This is a genomic window from Thiohalobacter thiocyanaticus, assembly GCF_002356355.1.
Classification (GTDB): Bacteria; Pseudomonadota; Gammaproteobacteria; order Thiohalobacterales; family Thiohalobacteraceae; genus Thiohalobacter; species Thiohalobacter thiocyanaticus_A.
Window position 1 is genome coordinate 2,324,638 of record NZ_AP018052.1, and the last position, 14,861, is coordinate 2,339,498.

19 protein-coding genes and 1 pseudogene are annotated in these 14,861 nt (G+C 64.1%); 9 read left to right on the plus strand and 11 right to left on the minus strand.

All coding sequences use genetic code 11. The annotated features are described in order from the left end of the window. Window positions 1-237 precede the first annotated feature (237 nt). The 4 genes from CFK21_RS10800 to CFK21_RS10815 are packed head-to-tail and all read left to right on the plus strand — an operon-like array spanning window position 238 to window position 2,165. Complete coding sequence (locus tag CFK21_RS10800; RefSeq protein WP_096366661.1) at window positions 238-792, plus strand: septation protein A; 555 nt, start codon at window positions 238-240, stop codon at window positions 790-792. Further along, window positions 792-1,094, plus strand: a complete 303-nt coding sequence (locus CFK21_RS10805) for a YciI family protein (RefSeq protein ID WP_096366662.1) — start codon at window positions 792-794, stop codon at window positions 1,092-1,094. The genes CFK21_RS10800 and CFK21_RS10805 overlap by 1 nt, the downstream gene beginning before the upstream one ends. Then, window positions 1,091-1,363, plus strand: coding sequence for a BolA family protein (locus CFK21_RS10810; protein WP_096366663.1), 273 nt, complete (start codon window positions 1,091-1,093; stop codon window positions 1,361-1,363). Before CFK21_RS10805 ends, CFK21_RS10810 begins: the two co-directional genes overlap by 4 nt. Window positions 1,364-1,373: 10 nt before the next feature. Then, window positions 1,374-2,165, plus strand: coding sequence for a peptidylprolyl isomerase (locus tag CFK21_RS10815; protein ID WP_157745614.1), 792 nt, complete (start codon window positions 1,374-1,376; stop codon window positions 2,163-2,165). A gap of 92 nt (window positions 2,166-2,257) precedes the next feature. Here the strand turns inward: CFK21_RS10815 and CFK21_RS10820 are convergent, their stop codons facing one another. The 5 genes from CFK21_RS10820 to CFK21_RS10840 form a co-directional block, all read right to left on the minus strand. Then, window positions 2,258-3,979, minus strand: a complete 1,722-nt coding sequence (locus CFK21_RS10820) for a MinD/ParA family protein (protein WP_096366665.1) — start codon at window positions 3,977-3,979, stop codon at window positions 2,258-2,260. 109 nt (window positions 3,980-4,088) lie between these two features. Then, window positions 4,089-4,457, minus strand: coding sequence for a thioredoxin family protein (locus CFK21_RS10825; RefSeq protein WP_096366666.1), 369 nt, complete (start codon window positions 4,455-4,457; stop codon window positions 4,089-4,091). A gap of 17 nt (window positions 4,458-4,474) precedes the next feature. Continuing rightward, complete coding sequence (locus CFK21_RS10830; RefSeq protein ID WP_096366667.1) at window positions 4,475-5,173, minus strand: energy-coupling factor ABC transporter permease; 699 nt, start codon at window positions 5,171-5,173, stop codon at window positions 4,475-4,477. 148 nt (window positions 5,174-5,321) lie between these two features. Further along, entirely contained in the window at window positions 5,322-6,092 is a 771-nt protein-coding gene (locus tag CFK21_RS10835) for a TatD family hydrolase (protein WP_096366668.1), read from the minus strand. Between the two features lie 81 nt (window positions 6,093-6,173). Beyond that, the gene (locus CFK21_RS10840) at window positions 6,174-6,422 is read right to left on the minus strand and encodes a YcgL domain-containing protein (protein ID WP_096366669.1); all 249 of its coding nucleotides are present in this window, start codon (window positions 6,420-6,422) and stop codon (window positions 6,174-6,176) included. Window positions 6,423-6,610: 188 nt separating this feature from the next. On the opposite strand from CFK21_RS10840, the gene CFK21_RS10845 reads away from it, so the two are divergent. Genes CFK21_RS10845 through CFK21_RS10855 form a run of 3 tightly spaced genes read left to right on the plus strand, consistent with a single transcriptional unit; the run spans window position 6,611 to window position 8,909 of the window. Continuing rightward, window positions 6,611-7,597, plus strand: coding sequence for a sulfite exporter TauE/SafE family protein (locus tag CFK21_RS10845; protein ID WP_096366670.1), 987 nt, complete (start codon window positions 6,611-6,613; stop codon window positions 7,595-7,597). Between the two features lie 17 nt (window positions 7,598-7,614). Continuing rightward, the gene (locus CFK21_RS10850; RefSeq protein ID WP_096366671.1) at window positions 7,615-8,040 is read left to right on the plus strand and encodes a hypothetical protein; all 426 of its coding nucleotides are present in this window, start codon (window positions 7,615-7,617) and stop codon (window positions 8,038-8,040) included. Between the two features lie 20 nt (window positions 8,041-8,060). Continuing rightward, the gene (locus tag CFK21_RS10855; RefSeq protein WP_096366672.1) at window positions 8,061-8,909 is read left to right on the plus strand and encodes a universal stress protein; all 849 of its coding nucleotides are present in this window, start codon (window positions 8,061-8,063) and stop codon (window positions 8,907-8,909) included. Window positions 8,910-8,920: 11 nt separating this feature from the next. Here the strand turns inward: CFK21_RS10855 and CFK21_RS10860 are convergent, their stop codons facing one another. From CFK21_RS10860 to CFK21_RS15655, 6 genes and pseudogenes are all read right to left on the minus strand, one after another. Continuing rightward, window positions 8,921-10,276, minus strand: coding sequence for a sigma-54-dependent transcriptional regulator (locus tag CFK21_RS10860; RefSeq protein ID WP_096366673.1), 1,356 nt, complete (start codon window positions 10,274-10,276; stop codon window positions 8,921-8,923). Further along, window positions 10,273-11,745, minus strand: coding sequence for a sensor histidine kinase (locus CFK21_RS10865; protein WP_172844295.1), 1,473 nt, complete (start codon window positions 11,743-11,745; stop codon window positions 10,273-10,275). The genes CFK21_RS10860 and CFK21_RS10865 overlap by 4 nt, the downstream gene beginning before the upstream one ends. Before the next feature lie 445 nt (window positions 11,746-12,190). After that, the gene (locus tag CFK21_RS10870) at window positions 12,191-12,388 is read right to left on the minus strand and encodes a type II toxin-antitoxin system VapB family antitoxin (protein ID WP_096366675.1); all 198 of its coding nucleotides are present in this window, start codon (window positions 12,386-12,388) and stop codon (window positions 12,191-12,193) included. 85 nt (window positions 12,389-12,473) lie between these two features. Continuing rightward, the gene (locus CFK21_RS10875) at window positions 12,474-12,806 is read right to left on the minus strand and encodes a helix-turn-helix domain-containing protein (RefSeq protein WP_096366676.1); all 333 of its coding nucleotides are present in this window, start codon (window positions 12,804-12,806) and stop codon (window positions 12,474-12,476) included. Beyond that, entirely contained in the window at window positions 12,803-13,150 is a 348-nt protein-coding gene (locus CFK21_RS10880) for a toxin (RefSeq protein ID WP_096366677.1), read from the minus strand. The genes CFK21_RS10875 and CFK21_RS10880 overlap by 4 nt, the downstream gene beginning before the upstream one ends. Before the next feature lie 91 nt (window positions 13,151-13,241). Next, a pseudogene (locus tag CFK21_RS15655) lies at window positions 13,242-13,679 on the minus strand (hypothetical protein); the annotation flags it as partial. Window positions 13,680-13,928: 249 nt separating this feature from the next. Between CFK21_RS15655 and CFK21_RS10885 the strand changes: the two are divergent. Together CFK21_RS10885 and CFK21_RS10890 are read left to right on the plus strand one after the other, a co-directional pair. After that, complete coding sequence (locus CFK21_RS10885; RefSeq protein ID WP_096366678.1) at window positions 13,929-14,135, plus strand: AbrB/MazE/SpoVT family DNA-binding domain-containing protein; 207 nt, start codon at window positions 13,929-13,931, stop codon at window positions 14,133-14,135. After that, window positions 14,132-14,509: a type II toxin-antitoxin system VapC family toxin gene (locus CFK21_RS10890; protein WP_096366679.1), complete on the plus strand. Its 378-nt coding sequence runs from the start codon at window positions 14,132-14,134 to the stop codon at window positions 14,507-14,509. The genes CFK21_RS10885 and CFK21_RS10890 overlap by 4 nt, the downstream gene beginning before the upstream one ends. The last annotated feature ends 352 nt before the right edge of the window (window positions 14,510-14,861 follow it).

A 14,861-nucleotide genomic window follows, 5' to 3' on the forward strand; every position in this document is an offset into this window, starting at 1 on the left:
GCGCATGCCGCTTCGAGATGGCCACGAAACCCACCAAGCCCACGAAAATTTTATTCGGCGCCGGGCGCGCAGCACCGCGGCGAAGCAATGAACCGTTGGTGGATTTCGCGGGTTTCGTGGCCATTCGCAATCCACGCCGTCCGGGGTTGCCGGGCAGGCTATCGTCTGTTCACGCAAATCGGTTACCATGACAGCCCCGGCAACCACCCCGCTGGCCGGCACGGCCGCTCGGACAACATGAAATTCATATTCGATTTTCTCCCGATCCTGCTGTTCTTTGTCGCCTACAAGCTCTATGGCATCTATGTGGCGACGGCCGTGGCCATTGCCGTCACCCTGATCATGGTGGCCGGCTTCTGGCTCAGACACCGCCGGGTGGAGAAGATGCACCTGATCACCCTGATCATCATCTCCGTGTTCGGCGGCGCGACCCTGGCGCTGCAGGATCCGACCTTCATCATGTGGAAACCCACCATCGCCTACTGGTTATTTGCCCTGGTGTTTCTCGGCAGTCAGTATATCGGCGGCCGCTCCGTCACCGAGCGCATGATGGGCCACGCCATTACCGCCCCGGCACGCGTCTGGCGCGGACTCAACCTGTCATGGGTGGTCTTCTTCGTGGTGATGGGGGTGCTCAATCTGTATGTGGCCTACAACTTCGCCGAGGACACCTGGGTGAACTTCAAGCTGTTCGGGCTGATGTCCCTGTCGCTGGTGTTCATCCTGGGCCAGGGCATCGTCATCGCCCGCTATGCCGCCTCGCGTGAGGACAAGGCCGAGGAGGAATCCTGATGCTCTACGCCATCATCAGCCAGGATGTGGAGAACAGCCTGGAGCTGCGCAAGGCCAACCGCCCGGCGCATCTTGAACGCCTGGAACAGCTGCAGACCGAGGGCCGCCTGGTGCTGGCCGGTCCCTGTCCGGCGGCCGATACCGAGGAGCCCGGCCCGGCCGGCTTCACCGGCAGCCTGGTGGTGGCTGAGTTCGACTCCCAGGAAGCGGCCGAGGCCTGGGCCCAGGCCGACCCCTACCAGACCGGCGGGGTCTACGCCCAGGTGTCCGTCAAACCGTTCAAGAAGGTGTTTCCCAGATGACAGCAGAACGTGTCGCCATGATCCGTGAGCGCCTGACCGCGGCGCTGCAGCCCGAGGATCTCGAGATCCAGGACGATTCGGCCAGGCATGCCGGGCATGAGGGCGCCAAGGGCGGCGGCGGACATTTCAACGTCCGTATCGTCAGCCCGGCCTTCGCCGGCAGGAACCTGCTGGAACGCCACCGCATGGTCTACGATGCCCTGGGGGATGCCATGCACAGCGAGATCCACGCCCTCAGCATCGAGGCCAAGACCCCGGAAGAACTATAAAAGGACAGCCATGATGAAAAACCGCCTCGCCTCCCTGCTGCTCGCCGCCAGCCTGCCCCTGACCCCGGCGCTGGCCGCCGATGAGGACGTGGTCGCCCGCGTCAACGGCGAACCCGTCAGCCAGGCCATGCTCGACTTCTACCGGGCACAGAAACAACGCCAGCTCGGCGGCCGCGAGCCCGATCCCGACAACCTGCTGAAGGAAGTCATCGACATCGAACTGATGATCCAGGACGCGCACAGGCAGGGGCTGGACCAGCATCCCGAGTTGCAGCAGCAACTCGAGTTCTACCGTCAGAACCTGATGGTGAACATGGCCGCCCGCCAGTACCTGCAGCGTCACCCCGTCACCGAGGACGACATCCAGGCCGCCTACGAGGAACTGGCCGCCAGCCAGACCGGCAATGAGTACCATGCCCGTCACATCCTGGTCGACAGCGAGGCGCAGGCCCGGGAACTGATCAGCAGACTCGACGACGGCGCCGACTTCGCCGAACTGGCCAAGGCCGAATCCACCGGCCCCACCGGCCCCCGCGGCGGCGACCTGGGCTGGTTCTCGCCCGACCGCATGGTGAAGGAATTCTCCGAGGCCGTTCAGCAGATGGACAAGGGCGAGCACTCCAGCGCGCCGGTGAAGACACAGTTCGGCTGGCACGTCATCAAGCTGGAGGACACCCGCAAGGCCCAGGCACCGGCACTGGAAGAGGTACGTGAGCAGATCGTCAACCGGCTGAACAATCAGCGGCTGAGCGAGTACATGGCGGAGCTGCGCAAGGACGCGAAGATCGAGACGACCGAATAGTCTCCACCCGAATGAGGCCGGGCACGGCATGGCCCGGCAGCCACCCCCCATCCCCCCTTTCCTCATCCCGGCGCAGGCCGGGATGCGGGCAATCAGTCACCGGCGCTGTTGGCCTGGTTCCGTTCGCGGCTCTCCATCCCGTTGCCGGGGCGAACCACCCCGCAGAACAGCGGCGCCTTGCCGAAACGTTTCAGCCGGTAGACATCCATTTCCGTATCACTGAGATCGGCTTCGCGCACCAGGCGGTTGCGGTGGCGTTCGGCCAGTTCCGGCCAGGCCCCCGCCGGGACACCGCTGCGGACCAGCTGCGCCCGCGGGTCCGCCGCCGCTTCCGTCTGCGCCAAGCGTCCCTCACCGGTCGGGCTGGCCGTGACATGGATTTCGATCCTGGCCCGCGTCCGGTCGGAATCATCCAGCTTGATGCAGCCGTCACGATCGCTGGTCAGCCACAGATGCTGACTGGTGCCCAGTTCGCGGACATCACAGCCGTCGATCTCGCAGATATCCAGCACATCGTTGACGAACTGTCGCGGCTGCTCGACCGCCGTCAGCGTCAGGGCAATGCAGGTATAACGGCCCGGGATCAGATGCAGATTGTTGTCCGCGTCCAATTCACGGATGGCGGTATCGACAGTCACCGGGCCGCGGGCATGTTCCTGGGCCCGCAGCAGCAGCCGGCCGGTAATGCGGCGCAGCTGCAGGCCGTCGATCGGGGTCGGCCGGCGGTCCTGGCGCAGGCTGCGGGCATGGCGCGCACCGCGCGGAAGCCGGATCACGCCGACGCGGCGTTCAGGTCCGGCCGGCTCCGGTTCGGCCTCGGCGGCCGGCGGGCCGGCGGCGGGCGCCGGTTCAGGAGCGGACGGCGCGCCGACCTGTTCACTCAGGGCGCGGACCTGGCTGGACAGGTCATCCAGCCGGTGCGTGAGCTGTCGGATCAGATCGGCATCGGGATAGACGCTGGCCGTCTCGGCAGCGGCCGCGGGCGCCGCCGCCGGCGGTGCTGCCGGCGCTGCCTCGTCCGCCGGCAGCCGGGCCAGATAGTGCTGCCAGAACTCGTCGATGCCGTCCGTCACCGGCGCCGGGGATGTCAGCAGGCGCTCGGCCAGTTCCCCCAGCCGGCGGGCTGCCGGGGCATCGGGGGCGTGGGCCAGGAACGGGCGCTGCATACGGATGGCCTCGCTGACCCGGCTGTCGTAGGGCACCACACCCTGCAGCGGCAGGGAGCGCTGCAGGTAGACCCGGGCCACCTCGCGAAAACGCTCGAAGGTATGTTCGGCCAGGGCATGGGTACGGGCGTTGTTGACGATGACGCTGAGCCGGCCGGTGAAGCCGTCGCGGTAGAGCAGCTTGATCATGCCGTAGGCGTCGGTCAGCGAGGTGGGTTCGGGGGTGATGACCAGGCAGACCTCGGGCGAGGCCAGGATGATGGACATCACGCCCCGGCCGATGCCGGAGGAGGTATCGAACAGTACCAGATCGTAGTCCTTGAGCACCTCGAACTGGGACTGCAGCGGCTGCAGCCGGGCCGGCGGCAGGTTGGCCATGACGTCCACCCCCGAACTGCCCGGCACCACGTCCACGCCATACTCGGTGGGCAGCAGGATGTCACGCAGCGTGTAGCGTCCCTCGATCACATCGACCAGGGTGCGTTCGGGCTGGAGCTTGAGCAGGATGTCGACGTTGGCCAGGCCCAGGTCGGCGTCGAACAGGCAGACCTTGAGCCCGCGGCGGGCCGCCTCGACGGCGAGGTTGACGGCGACGAAGGTCTTGCCCACGCCGCCCTTGCCGCTGCTGATTGTGATGACCCGGGTCATGGGTAAGTCTTATTGTTGTCGCAGCCCCATAATCCCCGTTCCTCCCGGAACAGGACGCTTGCAGGGCATGGTAACAGTCCGGCCCGGCCCGGCCAACTGACAGGAAATCTTACAGTTTCAGCAGTTCGCTGTGCTGCTCGATGAATTCGCGGATGAAGTGCTGCGGCCGTGCGCTGCTGAAGCGGGCCTTCTCTTCGCCACGCTCGAACAGGATCAGGGTGGGAAAGCCGCGCACCCGGTAGTGGCCGGCCAGCTTCATGTTCTCGCCCTCGTCCACCTCCACCTTGGCCAGCCAGACCGCGCCGCCGAACCCGGCGATCACCCGCTCCAGCACCGGCGCGATGACCAGGCAGGGCGAACACCACTCGGCCCAGAGATCGACCAGGATCGGGCGTTCGTGCGAGGGGCTGAGCACCCGCGCCTCGAAATCGTCGTAATCGACATTGTAGATAGGGGTATCCCGCCGCTTGTCGTGCACTGTGCGCTCCGCTTGCCTTACTTGCCGTCGATGTAGAGCCGGTCATCAAAGGAACAGACCCAGGCCGGGCGCAGCGCGACCAGCATGGTCATGAGCATGCCGCTCATCAGCGCCTCGGAGAAGAAGATCAGCGGGAAGTAGGCCAGGTACTGGTGCCCCAGCCAGCCGAACTCGTGCAGACCCAGCCCCCACAGCAGCAGGGTGCCGCTGAGCGCGGCCAGCACGATGGACAGACCGCCGGCGAGAAAGGCATTGATGTAGACATAGATGAAGAAATTGTGCGGCAGCCGACGCCGGGCCAGGTCCAGCAGCAGCTGGGTGAACATGATCGGCAACAGGCCCATGAGCAGGACATTGAGCGCGAAGGTCTCGAATCCGGCATTGCCGTTCAGGGTGGTGCCCAGGGCCACCAGCGACACCCCGATGAAGGCATAGGCCCAGCCGACCATCAGGGTCAGCACGGTCACCCCCAGCAGGTGGAAGTTCAGCGCCGGGTGGATGCCCGCCTTGATGCTCCACAGCAGCAGCATGGTCACGCAGGCGGCGAAGTATACATGGGTGAAGCCGTTGTCGCGCAGCCGCCGGCGCGGCAGCACATACAGGGCCAGCGCCAGCACCGGGATATAGATCAGGGCGCTCAGCCACAGCAGCCAGTCGGGCAGGAGTTGGGCGGGAAAGTCCATGGTCGCATTCAGATAGTTGATTTCACACTTCACGCATGGATGCGTCGAGACAGCCTCAACAACACAGCGTCATTCCCGCGCAGGCGGGAATCCACAAGCCGCCGCGGCAACTGGATCCCCGCCTGCGCGGGGATGACGGTATGGTTCGGTGTTGTTGCCAATATTTCCAACCGCTGAGTCATTATAGCCCGGGCAGCCCCAGCACCGCACGGGCGTTGGCACTGGTGGCGCGGGCGGCGTCCTCCGGCGTGATGCCGCGCACCCCGGCCAGGGCGGCCAGGCAGTCGGGCAGGTATTCGGGGCTGTTGCGCTCGCCCCGGTGGGCGGCCACGGTCAGGTCCGGCGCATCGGTCTCCAGCACGATGGACTCCAGCGGCAGGGCCGCAGCCAGTTCGCGCAGTTTGCGTGAACGCTCGAAGGTCAGCATGCCGCCGAAACCGAAACAGAAGCCCAGGTCGCGGTACTGCTGTGCCTGCTGCAGGCTGCCGTTGAAGGCATGGGCGATGCCGCCGCGCACCCGGATGCGCTTGAGTGACTGCAGCACCTGGTCGTGGGCCTTGCGCACATGCAGGATCACCGGCAGACCGGCATCCCGGGCGATGACCAGCTGCGCTTCGAACAGTTGCTGCTGGCGGTCGCGGTCCAGTTCGCGCAGCTGGAAATCCAGCCCGATCTCGCCCACGGCCACCGGCGCTGTCTCGGCGAGCAACCGCTCCAGCCGGTCGAGGTCGGCGTCGCGGTGACACGCCAGATAGACCGGATGCAGGCCCAGGGCGTAATGCACGCCGGGGCTGTTCCGCGCCAGTTCGATCAGCGGCAGCCATTCTTCGGCATGGATGCCGGGATTGACGAGGGTGGTCACGCCAGCCGCCTGTGCACGCCTGAGGACGGCTTCCCGATCGGAATCAAACTCCGGCACATCGAGGTGGCAGTGGGTGTCGATGAGTTCCATCAAGCAGATTCCAGGGGTGCGGCGGTTCTGGATCCCGGCCTGCGCCGGGATGACGGAAATAAACAGGCGGCGGGCCAGCCGCTACAAAACCGGATCCCGGGTCTCCGGCGGCAGCTGCAGATAGAAGCCCTGGCGGCGCAGGTGCTCGCGCACCTGCTCGGGATCGGCCCGGGCCAGGGTGCGTTCGGGATGCAGCTCCAGGGTCATGACCTGTTCGAGGTTGCCGAGCAGCTGCAGCAGCGAGTCGGGCACGCGGGAGAAATCGCCCTCACATTCGACATAGAGATAGGTATCGGCCTTGCGGTCGCCCTTGTAGATAACGCATTGCATAGGAGTCGGTCGCGGCTGCGGAAAACGGCCTGATTATACCCCGGGACGGCCTGCAGGCCGACGCGACCGGTGCGGGGTCGGCAAATCATAAGCGGATGCAAATAGACTGGGCCGAAGCTATAATCCAGCGTTTATTAGTGCAACAAGTATATTGCACATTGCAACAACTTGGCCGGAAGGGCAGAAGGATGTCGGGCATCACAATAAGAATCAACTACTTCACTATCCTGCTGGGTCTTGGCGCAATCCTGTTCGGAGGCGCCGCCGGCGCCACCGAAGCGGCGGGCCTCAGCCCGGAACTGGAGGCCGCGACCGCTGCCGGGAGCGCCTCGGCCCTGCCCTGGTGGGGCTGGGTGATCCTGCTGTTCGTCACCACCTTCCTCATGGGCATCGTCGCGGTGCTGGGGGGTGTGGGCGGCGGCGTGCTGTTCGTGCCCATCGTCGGCGGCTTCTTCCCCTTCGGCATGGACTTCGTCCGCGGCGCCGGCCTGATGGTCGCGCTGGCCGGGGCCCTGGCCGCGGGGCCGGGGCTGCTGCGCTCGGGCATGGCCAGCCTGCGCCTGGCCATGCCGCTGGCGCTGATCGCCTCGGCCTCGGCCATCGTCGGGGCCATGATCGGTCTGGCCCTGCCGGCCAACGTGGTCAACCTGGCGCTGGGCATCATCATCCTGGGCATCGTCGCCCTGATGTGGATGGCGAAGAAATCCGAATTCCCCGAGGTGCCCCGGGCCGACAACCTGTCCAGCGCGCTGCATATCACCGGCATCTATCACGATGCCGCCGCCGGCAAGGACATCAACTGGAAGGTCCACCGCACCGCCACCGGGCTGTCGCTGTTCGTGGGTATCGGCATCATGGCCGGCATGTTCGGTCTCGGCGCCGGCTGGGCCAACATCCCGGTGCTCAACCTGCTGATGGGCGCACCGCTCAAGGTGTCGGTCGCCAGTTCCAAGTTCATGCTCTCGATCGTCGACACCTCCGCTGCCTGGGTCTATCTGAACCAGGGGGCCATCCTGGCCATCATCACCGTACCTTCCATCATCGGCATCATGCTCGGATCGCTGCTGGGGGTGCGCCTGCTGAAGAAGGTCAACGCCTCGCTGGTGCGCAAGATCGTCATCGTCATGCTGCTGGTGGCCGGCTCACGCGCCCTGCTCAAGGGCCTGGGCATCTGACCAAGGAGACACACGTCATGGCACACACCGAACACGGCTCCGACTACGCCTCCCGCGAACAGATCGTTTATGCCGGGCTGCTCGATGCGGGCATGAAGCTCGGCTTCGTGCTGCTGGTGGTGACCTTCATGCTCTATGTCTTCGGCGTGATCACCCCGCATGTGCCGCTGGAGGAGATCACGCACTACTGGTCGATGCGCGCCCCCGACTACCTGGCCGCGGCCGACGTGCCGATCGGCTGGGGCTGGTTGGGACTGGCCGGCACGGGCGATTTCCTCAACTTCGTGCCGATCGCCTTCCTGTCGGCCGTCACCATTATCTGCTACATCCGGGTACTGCCGATCCTGCAGGCCAACGGCGACCGGCCCTATGTCGTGATCGCCGCGCTCGAGATCCTGGTGCTGGTGCTGGCCGCCTCCGGCATCCTGGCCGCCGGCCACTGACGCGACTTGGAGAACACCTGATGACAGAGCTTTCGCCCCTGGGGCGCTTCGAGCAGCTGCTGCTGGCCACCGACGGTTCGGAATATTCCGACGGCGCCGTGCGCCTGGCCCTGGAACTGGCCGCCAGATGCGGCGCCGCCCTGACCGTGATGACCGTGGTCATCTCCAACCCCGAGTACGACGCCCTGGCCCCGCAGCTGGCGGAAGCGGCGGGACAGGAGGCCAGGGACATCATGGACAGGGTCCGGGATCAGGCCAGGGCCGCCGGGGTGGAGGTCGAAACCGTGATCCGGCACGGCCAGGAACCGGTGGCGGAGATCCTCCAGCAGAGCGAGGACATGCAGGCCGATCTGCTGATCATGGGCCGCCGCGGCCGCCGCGGCCTGGCGCGGATGATGGTCGGGGACGCCACCGGCCGGATCTGCGGCATGGCCAGCTGCAGCGTTCTGGTCGCCCCCCGGGCGGCGCAGATGCCGCGCAGCCGCATCCTGGTGGCGACCGACGGCTCGCGCTATTCCGATGCCGCCGCCTACGCCGCCGGCCGGCTGGCCCGGCTGTGCGAACTGCCGCTCACGGTGGTGTCGGCGACCCTGCCGAGCCACAGTGAGGCGCGCCAGGCCGAGGCGCAGGAGGCCGCCCAACGCACCCTGCAGGCCTATCTCGATGACGGCCTGGAGGCCGAGGCGCGGGTGGATGCAGGCGACCGTCCGGAGACGGCCATCGTGCAGGCCGCCGCCAGCACCGGGGCCGATCTGATCGTGGTCGGCAGCCATGGCCGCAGCGGCCTGCAGAAGGTACTGCTGGGGTCGGTCTCGGAGCGGGTCATCGGCGCCGCGCCGGGGCCGGTGCTGGTGGTCAGGGCGGGCTGAGCGCGCCGCCTCTACTCCTGCGCCTCGTAGCGCTTGAGTTTGCGCCACAGGGAGACGCGATCGATGCCCAGGATGCGGGCGGCCCGGGTCTGGTTGCCGCCCACTTCCTGCAACACCCACTGGATGTAGTCGCGCTCCTGTTCCTCCAGCGACGGGATGCGTCCGTCCTTGCGCCGGAAGGTGCGGATGGACAGGTTGCGCAGATGCTCGGGCAGATGCCCGGTATCGATGGCATGCCCGGTGGCCAGGGCCACGCCGCGCTCGATGATGTTCTCCAGTTCGCGCACGTTGCCGGGAAAATCGTAGGCCGTCAGCAGCGCCATCGCCTCGGGCGTGATCTCGTCCACCGTCTTGTGCATCAACGCCGCGTGCCTGGCCAGGAAATGCTGGGCCAGCAGCGGAATGTCATCCCGGCGCTCGGCCAGCGCCGGCAGATGCAGATTGACCACGTTGAGCCGGAAGTACAGGTCCTGGCGGAAGGCACCGCTGTCCAGCGCCGCATCGATATCGCGATTGGTGGCCGCGATGAAACGCACATCCACCGGCACCGGCGTGGTCGACCCCAGCGGCAGCACCTCCCGCTCCTGCACCGCGCGCAGCAGCTTGACCTGCATGGCCGGCGACATCTCGGTGATCTCATCCAGAAACAGGGTGCCGCCCGAGGCGGCCTCGAGCAGACCGCGCTTGTCCGCGGCCGCCCCGGTGAAGGCGCCCTTGAGATGGCCGAACAGTTCGTTCGCCAGCAACTCTTCATTGAAGGCGCCGCAGTTGAACGCGACAAAGGCACCATCGCGACGCGTGCTGTGGGCATGGAGATAGCGGGCGAACAGTTCCTTGCCGGTACCGGATTCGCCGGTGAGGAGCACGTTGCAATCGGTGGGCGCGACCTGCCGCGCCGTCTCCAGCAGCGACTGCATGCGCCCGTCCTGGGTCAGGATGCGGACCCGGCCCCGGTAGCGCTCCACCTGCTCGCGCAGACTGCGGTTCTCGCGCTTGAGCTGGATCTTCTCCATCGCCTCGGCCACCACCTTGCGCACTTCGTCCAGGCGGAACGGCTTGGCGATGTAGTAAAAGGCCCCCTGCTTCATGGTCTCGACTGCCGAGTCGAGCGTGGCATACCCCGTTATCATCACCACTTCGGTATCGGGGCAGGTCTCGCGGCACTTCTTCAGGATCTGCATGCCGTCGACCTTTTCCATGCGCAGGTCGGTCAGCACCACATCGAAGGGCTGACGCTCCAGCAGCGCCAGCGCCCGACTCCCGCTCTGGGTGGCGGTGACCGCGTAGCCCGCCTTGGCCATGACGTGTTCCAGGTTCTTCAGCGCGATCTTCTCGTCATCGACGATCAGCAGCCTGCCCTCGCTCATGCCTCCCCCTCCCCTGCCGGCAGCCGGATGAAAAAGGCCGTACCCCGGCCGGGCACGCTTTCCACGGCAATGCAGCCGCCGTGTTCCTCGATGATCTCGAACACGATGAACAGCCCCAGTCCCGAACCCTGCCCCACGTCCCGGGTAGTGAAGAAGGGATCGAAGATGCGCGGCAGAATGTCGGCCGCAATGCCCGGGCCGTCGTCACGGATCTCGATCTCCACTGCCTCGCCCTGGCCCCGGCAGCGGCCGAAGGCCAGAAAATGCGGGCCGTCACCGCCCGCCCAGGCGTGCTCCTGCACCCGCCGGGCGCGGATATGCAGTGTGCCGCGGTTCTCCATCACCTCCAGCGCATTGCGGATCAGGTTGATGAAGGCCTGCTGCAGCCGCTGCTTGTCACCGTGCAGTTGCAGACCGGCCGGCAGATCCAGGTGGATGTTGACCCGGCTCGATACCTGGCCCCGCACCAGACGCAGCGTCTCCTCGATCAGTTCGGCCAGCGGCAGCGCCTGCCTGCGGAAAGGGACATCGCGCGCATAATCGAGCAGCGTGCGGACGATGTGCCGCGCGCGCAGCGTCTGCTCATCGATCTGGCCCAGCAGCTCACGCCGATAGTCCGGGTCGAGCTCGTCTCCCTCCTCGGTCAGAATTTGGCAGGATGATGAGATGTTAGACAACGGATTGTTCAGTTCATGCGCCACACCCGAGAGCAGCGTGCCCAGCGAGGCCAGCTTCTCCGCCCGCACCAGCTGGCGCTGGCGCAGTTCCAGTTCGCCCATGACATGATTGAAGGCCTGGGTCAGGGAGACGATCTCGCGGTGCGGGGAGGCCATGTCCAGCCGCGCCAGGCGGCCCTCGGCCACGGCCTCGATTCCCGCTTCCAGGCGCATGAGCGGGCGCGTCACGCGCCGCGACAGGAACTGACCGATGGCCACGGCCAGCAGCACCAGCAATGCCAGCGAGCCGAGCAGCAGCAGACGGTGGCGGTCCAGCGAGGCGCGCAGAAAACGCCGTTCCTCCTGGGCCAGGGCCTCAGCCGTGTCCACGATCTCGCGTCCGGTGAGGCGGATGGCCTGCTCCAGTTGCGTCCGCTCCGCCGCTGCGCCTTCCGCCAGTTCGGCGTAGCGCTGCATCTGGTCGGCATAGTCGGCCAGCGCCGTCTGCAGCGACTGCAGCCGGGCGGTGCTGGTGAAGGCCTCGAAGGCGGATTGGTGGAGCTCGAGCGTGCGCCGGGCCCGGTGCGCATACGCCAGCGCCTCGGTGATGTCCGCGGGCTGGTGATAGAGAAAGGCATTCTTCTCGAAGCGGCGGATTTCGAGCGCGAAGCCGAAGAACTCAGTGACATGCTCGCCGGCCATGACCCTGTCGCCGATCAGGCGCAGTTCCAGGATCGCCAGCAGCGACACCCCGACCAGCAGGGTGGCGAGCGCGTAGTAGCCCAGGGTGACCGTTTTGCGCAGCGAGGTCATGATCCGGAATGATAGCGGAAATTGCAGTTTGCAACACCTGTTACACAGCGTAACAGTCGTGAAAACAGCAAACTGCAGCCTCATCTGAGTAAAGGCCGGCCAGATCGTTACAATATGCAGCAGTCATGGACACTGCCTGCCCGCTGCAGGAATCCGGGTTTTCCTTTAAAAACAAGGTACTGCTGACCATTCCGGGGGTTGGCAGGGATTCTGCATCAGTCTATCAGGCTTTTCTAATTAACTGCAGGACCCCGGCCATGATCAAACGCCTGACCACCCGACTCGAACAGCTGCTGACCGCCGCCGCCTTTGCCGAGGCCGGCGAGACCGAGTTCGCGCGGCAGCTGCTCTGATTCCTTTCTGGTCTCGCCTCCTTTAAAGGGGTCGGTGACAAATGATAATGATTGCGTTTTGTCACCGACCCCTTTCAGAGGGTCAAGCCGGATCATTTCGGACCGGGCTGCCGCCTCGGCGCTGACCTCAACTGCGGCTCGCACCCGCCCAGCCGCGCCAGACGCCGGGCGCTCTCGCGCTCGATCAGCGCGCACAGCCCTTCCCTTACCAGGGCGGCGTTTTCGGTTATGCCGGTGATACGCTGCGCTGCGTCCAGCAGCTGATCATCGATGTTCAGGGTCATACGCATGACCGCACCTCATCCTGTCGATATACATCAAACAACCCGTCATATGACGCCAATTGCCGTAGTCCTGCGGCTGCCGACCGGACCGTCAGGCTGCGGCATTGTTGAGTGAGTGCAGCTTCTCCAGCGTATCCGGGTACTGACGAACCATCAGGATCAGAGCCGCCGCCTGGGCATTGGGTCTGGCGCGGCCTTGTTCCCAATTTTCGAGGGTTCGGGTCGACACACGCAGATGGCGGGCGAACACCGCACGGGACACATGCAGTTTTTCGCGCGTCTCCCGAATGGTGGCAGGATCGATCTCAAGCGGGGGCAATGCTTCAACCTCGTGGGTACGCAGCGTGATCTTGCCCTCGCGCTGCGAGCGCATGGCATCCACCCCTTCCATCAATTCATCAAACAGCTTGCGTTTCCTGCTCATCGCTTTCGCCTCCTGGCGGCCAACTCCTGTTGAATCGCCTGTTTAAGCAGTCGTTTTTCCTCGGCACTTAAATCCACCGCCTCGTCCTTGTCATACAGCGCAAAGAACCAGATCTGACCATCGTCGGTGAGATAGTAATAAATCACCCGCAAACCGCCCCGCTTTCCCTTGCCCCGGCGTGAATCCGGCCAGCGCAACTTGCGGAACCCGCCCGTCCCGGGAATCACATCACCGAGTTCCGGATTTTCCAGTAACGCGGCTTGCAGATCCCGATAGGCCTCATCCGTGAGGTAGTCCGCCAGTAACCGAGTAAATGGCGGCGCTTCCACAAACACCAGTTTCATGGAATCGAGTATACGTTATTTGCGTATAGTTTCAATCGAGGATTGAACTGTTCAGACAAATATTTGTTTTTGGATATCATTTCGTTCCGCCCATCGGCCGCCAGTGGTCTTCATACAACTGGATCTGGTGTGCAGGATCCACCCCTATCAACACAAAGTTGCGGATCAGATCCACCTGGTGCTCAACTCGCGTCCGGTGGAGTTCATGCTCTCGAAGATGTGCTGCGGATTACCCTGGTCCCGGCTCAACGAAATATCCACGATGATGCGCGTCGCGGTGGTCAGCCGCTGCCGCCCGTCGATCACCAGCAACGGCGACGGGCTGGAAACCTCATTCAGCCCCCTGTCGATATAGACATCGACCCGATGATGTCGGCGCTGATGCGCCCACTGCGCCCGGCGCGCAGAATCTCGTCCCACAACGACCGGCAGTGCAGCCCGGTTCAAAACCAGGTGCGCTGGTAAATGAGAATGACGAACTGGAGTGACTTTTCAGGAAGTCGAGGCGTTTGGCTTCGGCGGCTTTCATGGGGTCAGCGGCTGAAGCGTCTCGCATACTTCCCCGGAGATATCCGACGAACCATAAAAAAGGCCTGGAGCTTTGCACTCCAGGCCTTTTGCCTTTACTGGCGTCCCCTAGGGGAGGCTATGGTTTCCCTGTGGTGACCACCGTGGTGGAGATTGCGCTACCAATGCCTCGCAGCCGCCGTCCCTGGTGATTGACTCCCCATCGGGCAAGGATTACGCTTTACGAATACCGAATCGATGAGATATTCGTATGACATCAGTAACCATTTCAGAGAAATATCAAATCGTTATTCCAAAGGCCGCGCGCCAGGCATTGCACCTCAAGCCCGGAGAGAAGATCGAGGTGCTGGTGTATGACGGGCGACTCGAATTCATTCCCGTTCGGGACCTCAAAACTGCCCGGGGCTTCCTGAAGGGGATCGACACAGAGGTGCCACGCGACAAGGACCGGGTATGAACGTGGTGGACTCATCGGGTTGGCTCGAATATTTCGCCGACGCCCCCAATGCCGATTTCTTCTCAGCCGCAATTCTCGATACAGAGAAACTGCTGGTGCCTTCCATCAGCCTTCTGGAGGTCTTCAAGCGCGTCTGTCAGCAGCGGGATGAAAATGCCGCCCTGTCCGCGATCGCACTGATGCGCCAGGGTGAGATCATTGATCTCGACGGCGACCTTGCCTTGACCGCGGCGAAACTGGGTATTGATCATAAACTGCCGCTGGCCGATTCCGTGATACTCGCCTGTGCCCGTGTTCATAATGCCACGCTGTGGACGCAGGACGCGGACTTCGAAGGACTGAAGCAGGTGAAATATATCCCGAAACGGAGTTGAACAACCCGCAGATATATTCGCTATACAAGAAAGGCCCGGGATCAGAACCCCGGGCCTTTGATCGTAATGGCGTCCCCTAGGGGAGGCTATAGATCCCCTGTCTTAACAGCTATTTCCACTCTGAGACTGTGAGCGATAGAAGGAATTCCAGTTTTCTAGTTGAATAACATATAGTTATCTAATCACAGCATGGCTCAAGAATACCAATGGAGCCGAATATTAGATTTTATATATATACTTGAATAGCCGTGCGATATATCTTCTTTCGCGATCTGGTCAGCAATCCACCCAATGGAGCGTCCAGGATTGCTTTTGGCCAGCTGCACTGCCCTAGCCTGCCATTTCCTAGCTA

Excerpts from the sequence above, each read along its gene's own strand:
- CFK21_RS10810 (WP_096366663.1), top strand. The coding sequence starts at position 1,091 with ATGACAGCAGAACGTGTCGCCATGATCCGTGAGCGCCTGACCGCGGCG.
- CFK21_RS10840 (WP_096366669.1), bottom strand. The coding sequence starts at position 6,422 with ATGCAATGCGTTATCTACAAGGGCGACCGCAAGGCCGATACCTATCTC.
- CFK21_RS10880 (WP_096366677.1), bottom strand. The coding sequence starts at position 13,150 with ATGAAACTGGTGTTTGTGGAAGCGCCGCCATTTACTCGGTTACTGGCG.
- CFK21_RS10860 (WP_096366673.1), bottom strand. The coding sequence starts at position 10,276 with ATGAGCGAGGGCAGGCTGCTGATCGTCGATGACGAGAAGATCGCGCTG.
- CFK21_RS10850 (WP_096366671.1), top strand. The coding sequence starts at position 7,615 with ATGGCACACACCGAACACGGCTCCGACTACGCCTCCCGCGAACAGATC.
- CFK21_RS10865 (WP_172844295.1), bottom strand. The coding sequence starts at position 11,745 with ATGACCTCGCTGCGCAAAACGGTCACCCTGGGCTACTACGCGCTCGCC.
- CFK21_RS10890 (WP_096366679.1), top strand. The coding sequence starts at position 14,132 with ATGAACGTGGTGGACTCATCGGGTTGGCTCGAATATTTCGCCGACGCC.
- CFK21_RS10805 (WP_096366662.1), top strand. The coding sequence starts at position 792 with ATGCTCTACGCCATCATCAGCCAGGATGTGGAGAACAGCCTGGAGCTG.
- CFK21_RS10855 (WP_096366672.1), top strand. The coding sequence starts at position 8,061 with ATGACAGAGCTTTCGCCCCTGGGGCGCTTCGAGCAGCTGCTGCTGGCC.
- CFK21_RS10845 (WP_096366670.1), top strand. The coding sequence starts at position 6,611 with ATGTCGGGCATCACAATAAGAATCAACTACTTCACTATCCTGCTGGGT.
- CFK21_RS10835 (WP_096366668.1), bottom strand. The coding sequence starts at position 6,092 with ATGGAACTCATCGACACCCACTGCCACCTCGATGTGCCGGAGTTTGAT.
- CFK21_RS10815 (WP_157745614.1), top strand. The coding sequence starts at position 1,374 with ATGATGAAAAACCGCCTCGCCTCCCTGCTGCTCGCCGCCAGCCTGCCC.
- CFK21_RS10820 (WP_096366665.1), bottom strand. The coding sequence starts at position 3,979 with ATGACCCGGGTCATCACAATCAGCAGCGGCAAGGGCGGCGTGGGCAAG.
- CFK21_RS10800 (WP_096366661.1), top strand. The coding sequence starts at position 238 with ATGAAATTCATATTCGATTTTCTCCCGATCCTGCTGTTCTTTGTCGCC.
- CFK21_RS10870 (WP_096366675.1), bottom strand. The coding sequence starts at position 12,388 with ATGCGTATGACCCTGAACATCGATGATCAGCTGCTGGACGCAGCGCAG.
- CFK21_RS10885 (WP_096366678.1), top strand. The coding sequence starts at position 13,929 with ATGACATCAGTAACCATTTCAGAGAAATATCAAATCGTTATTCCAAAG.
- CFK21_RS10875 (WP_096366676.1), bottom strand. The coding sequence starts at position 12,806 with ATGAGCAGGAAACGCAAGCTGTTTGATGAATTGATGGAAGGGGTGGAT.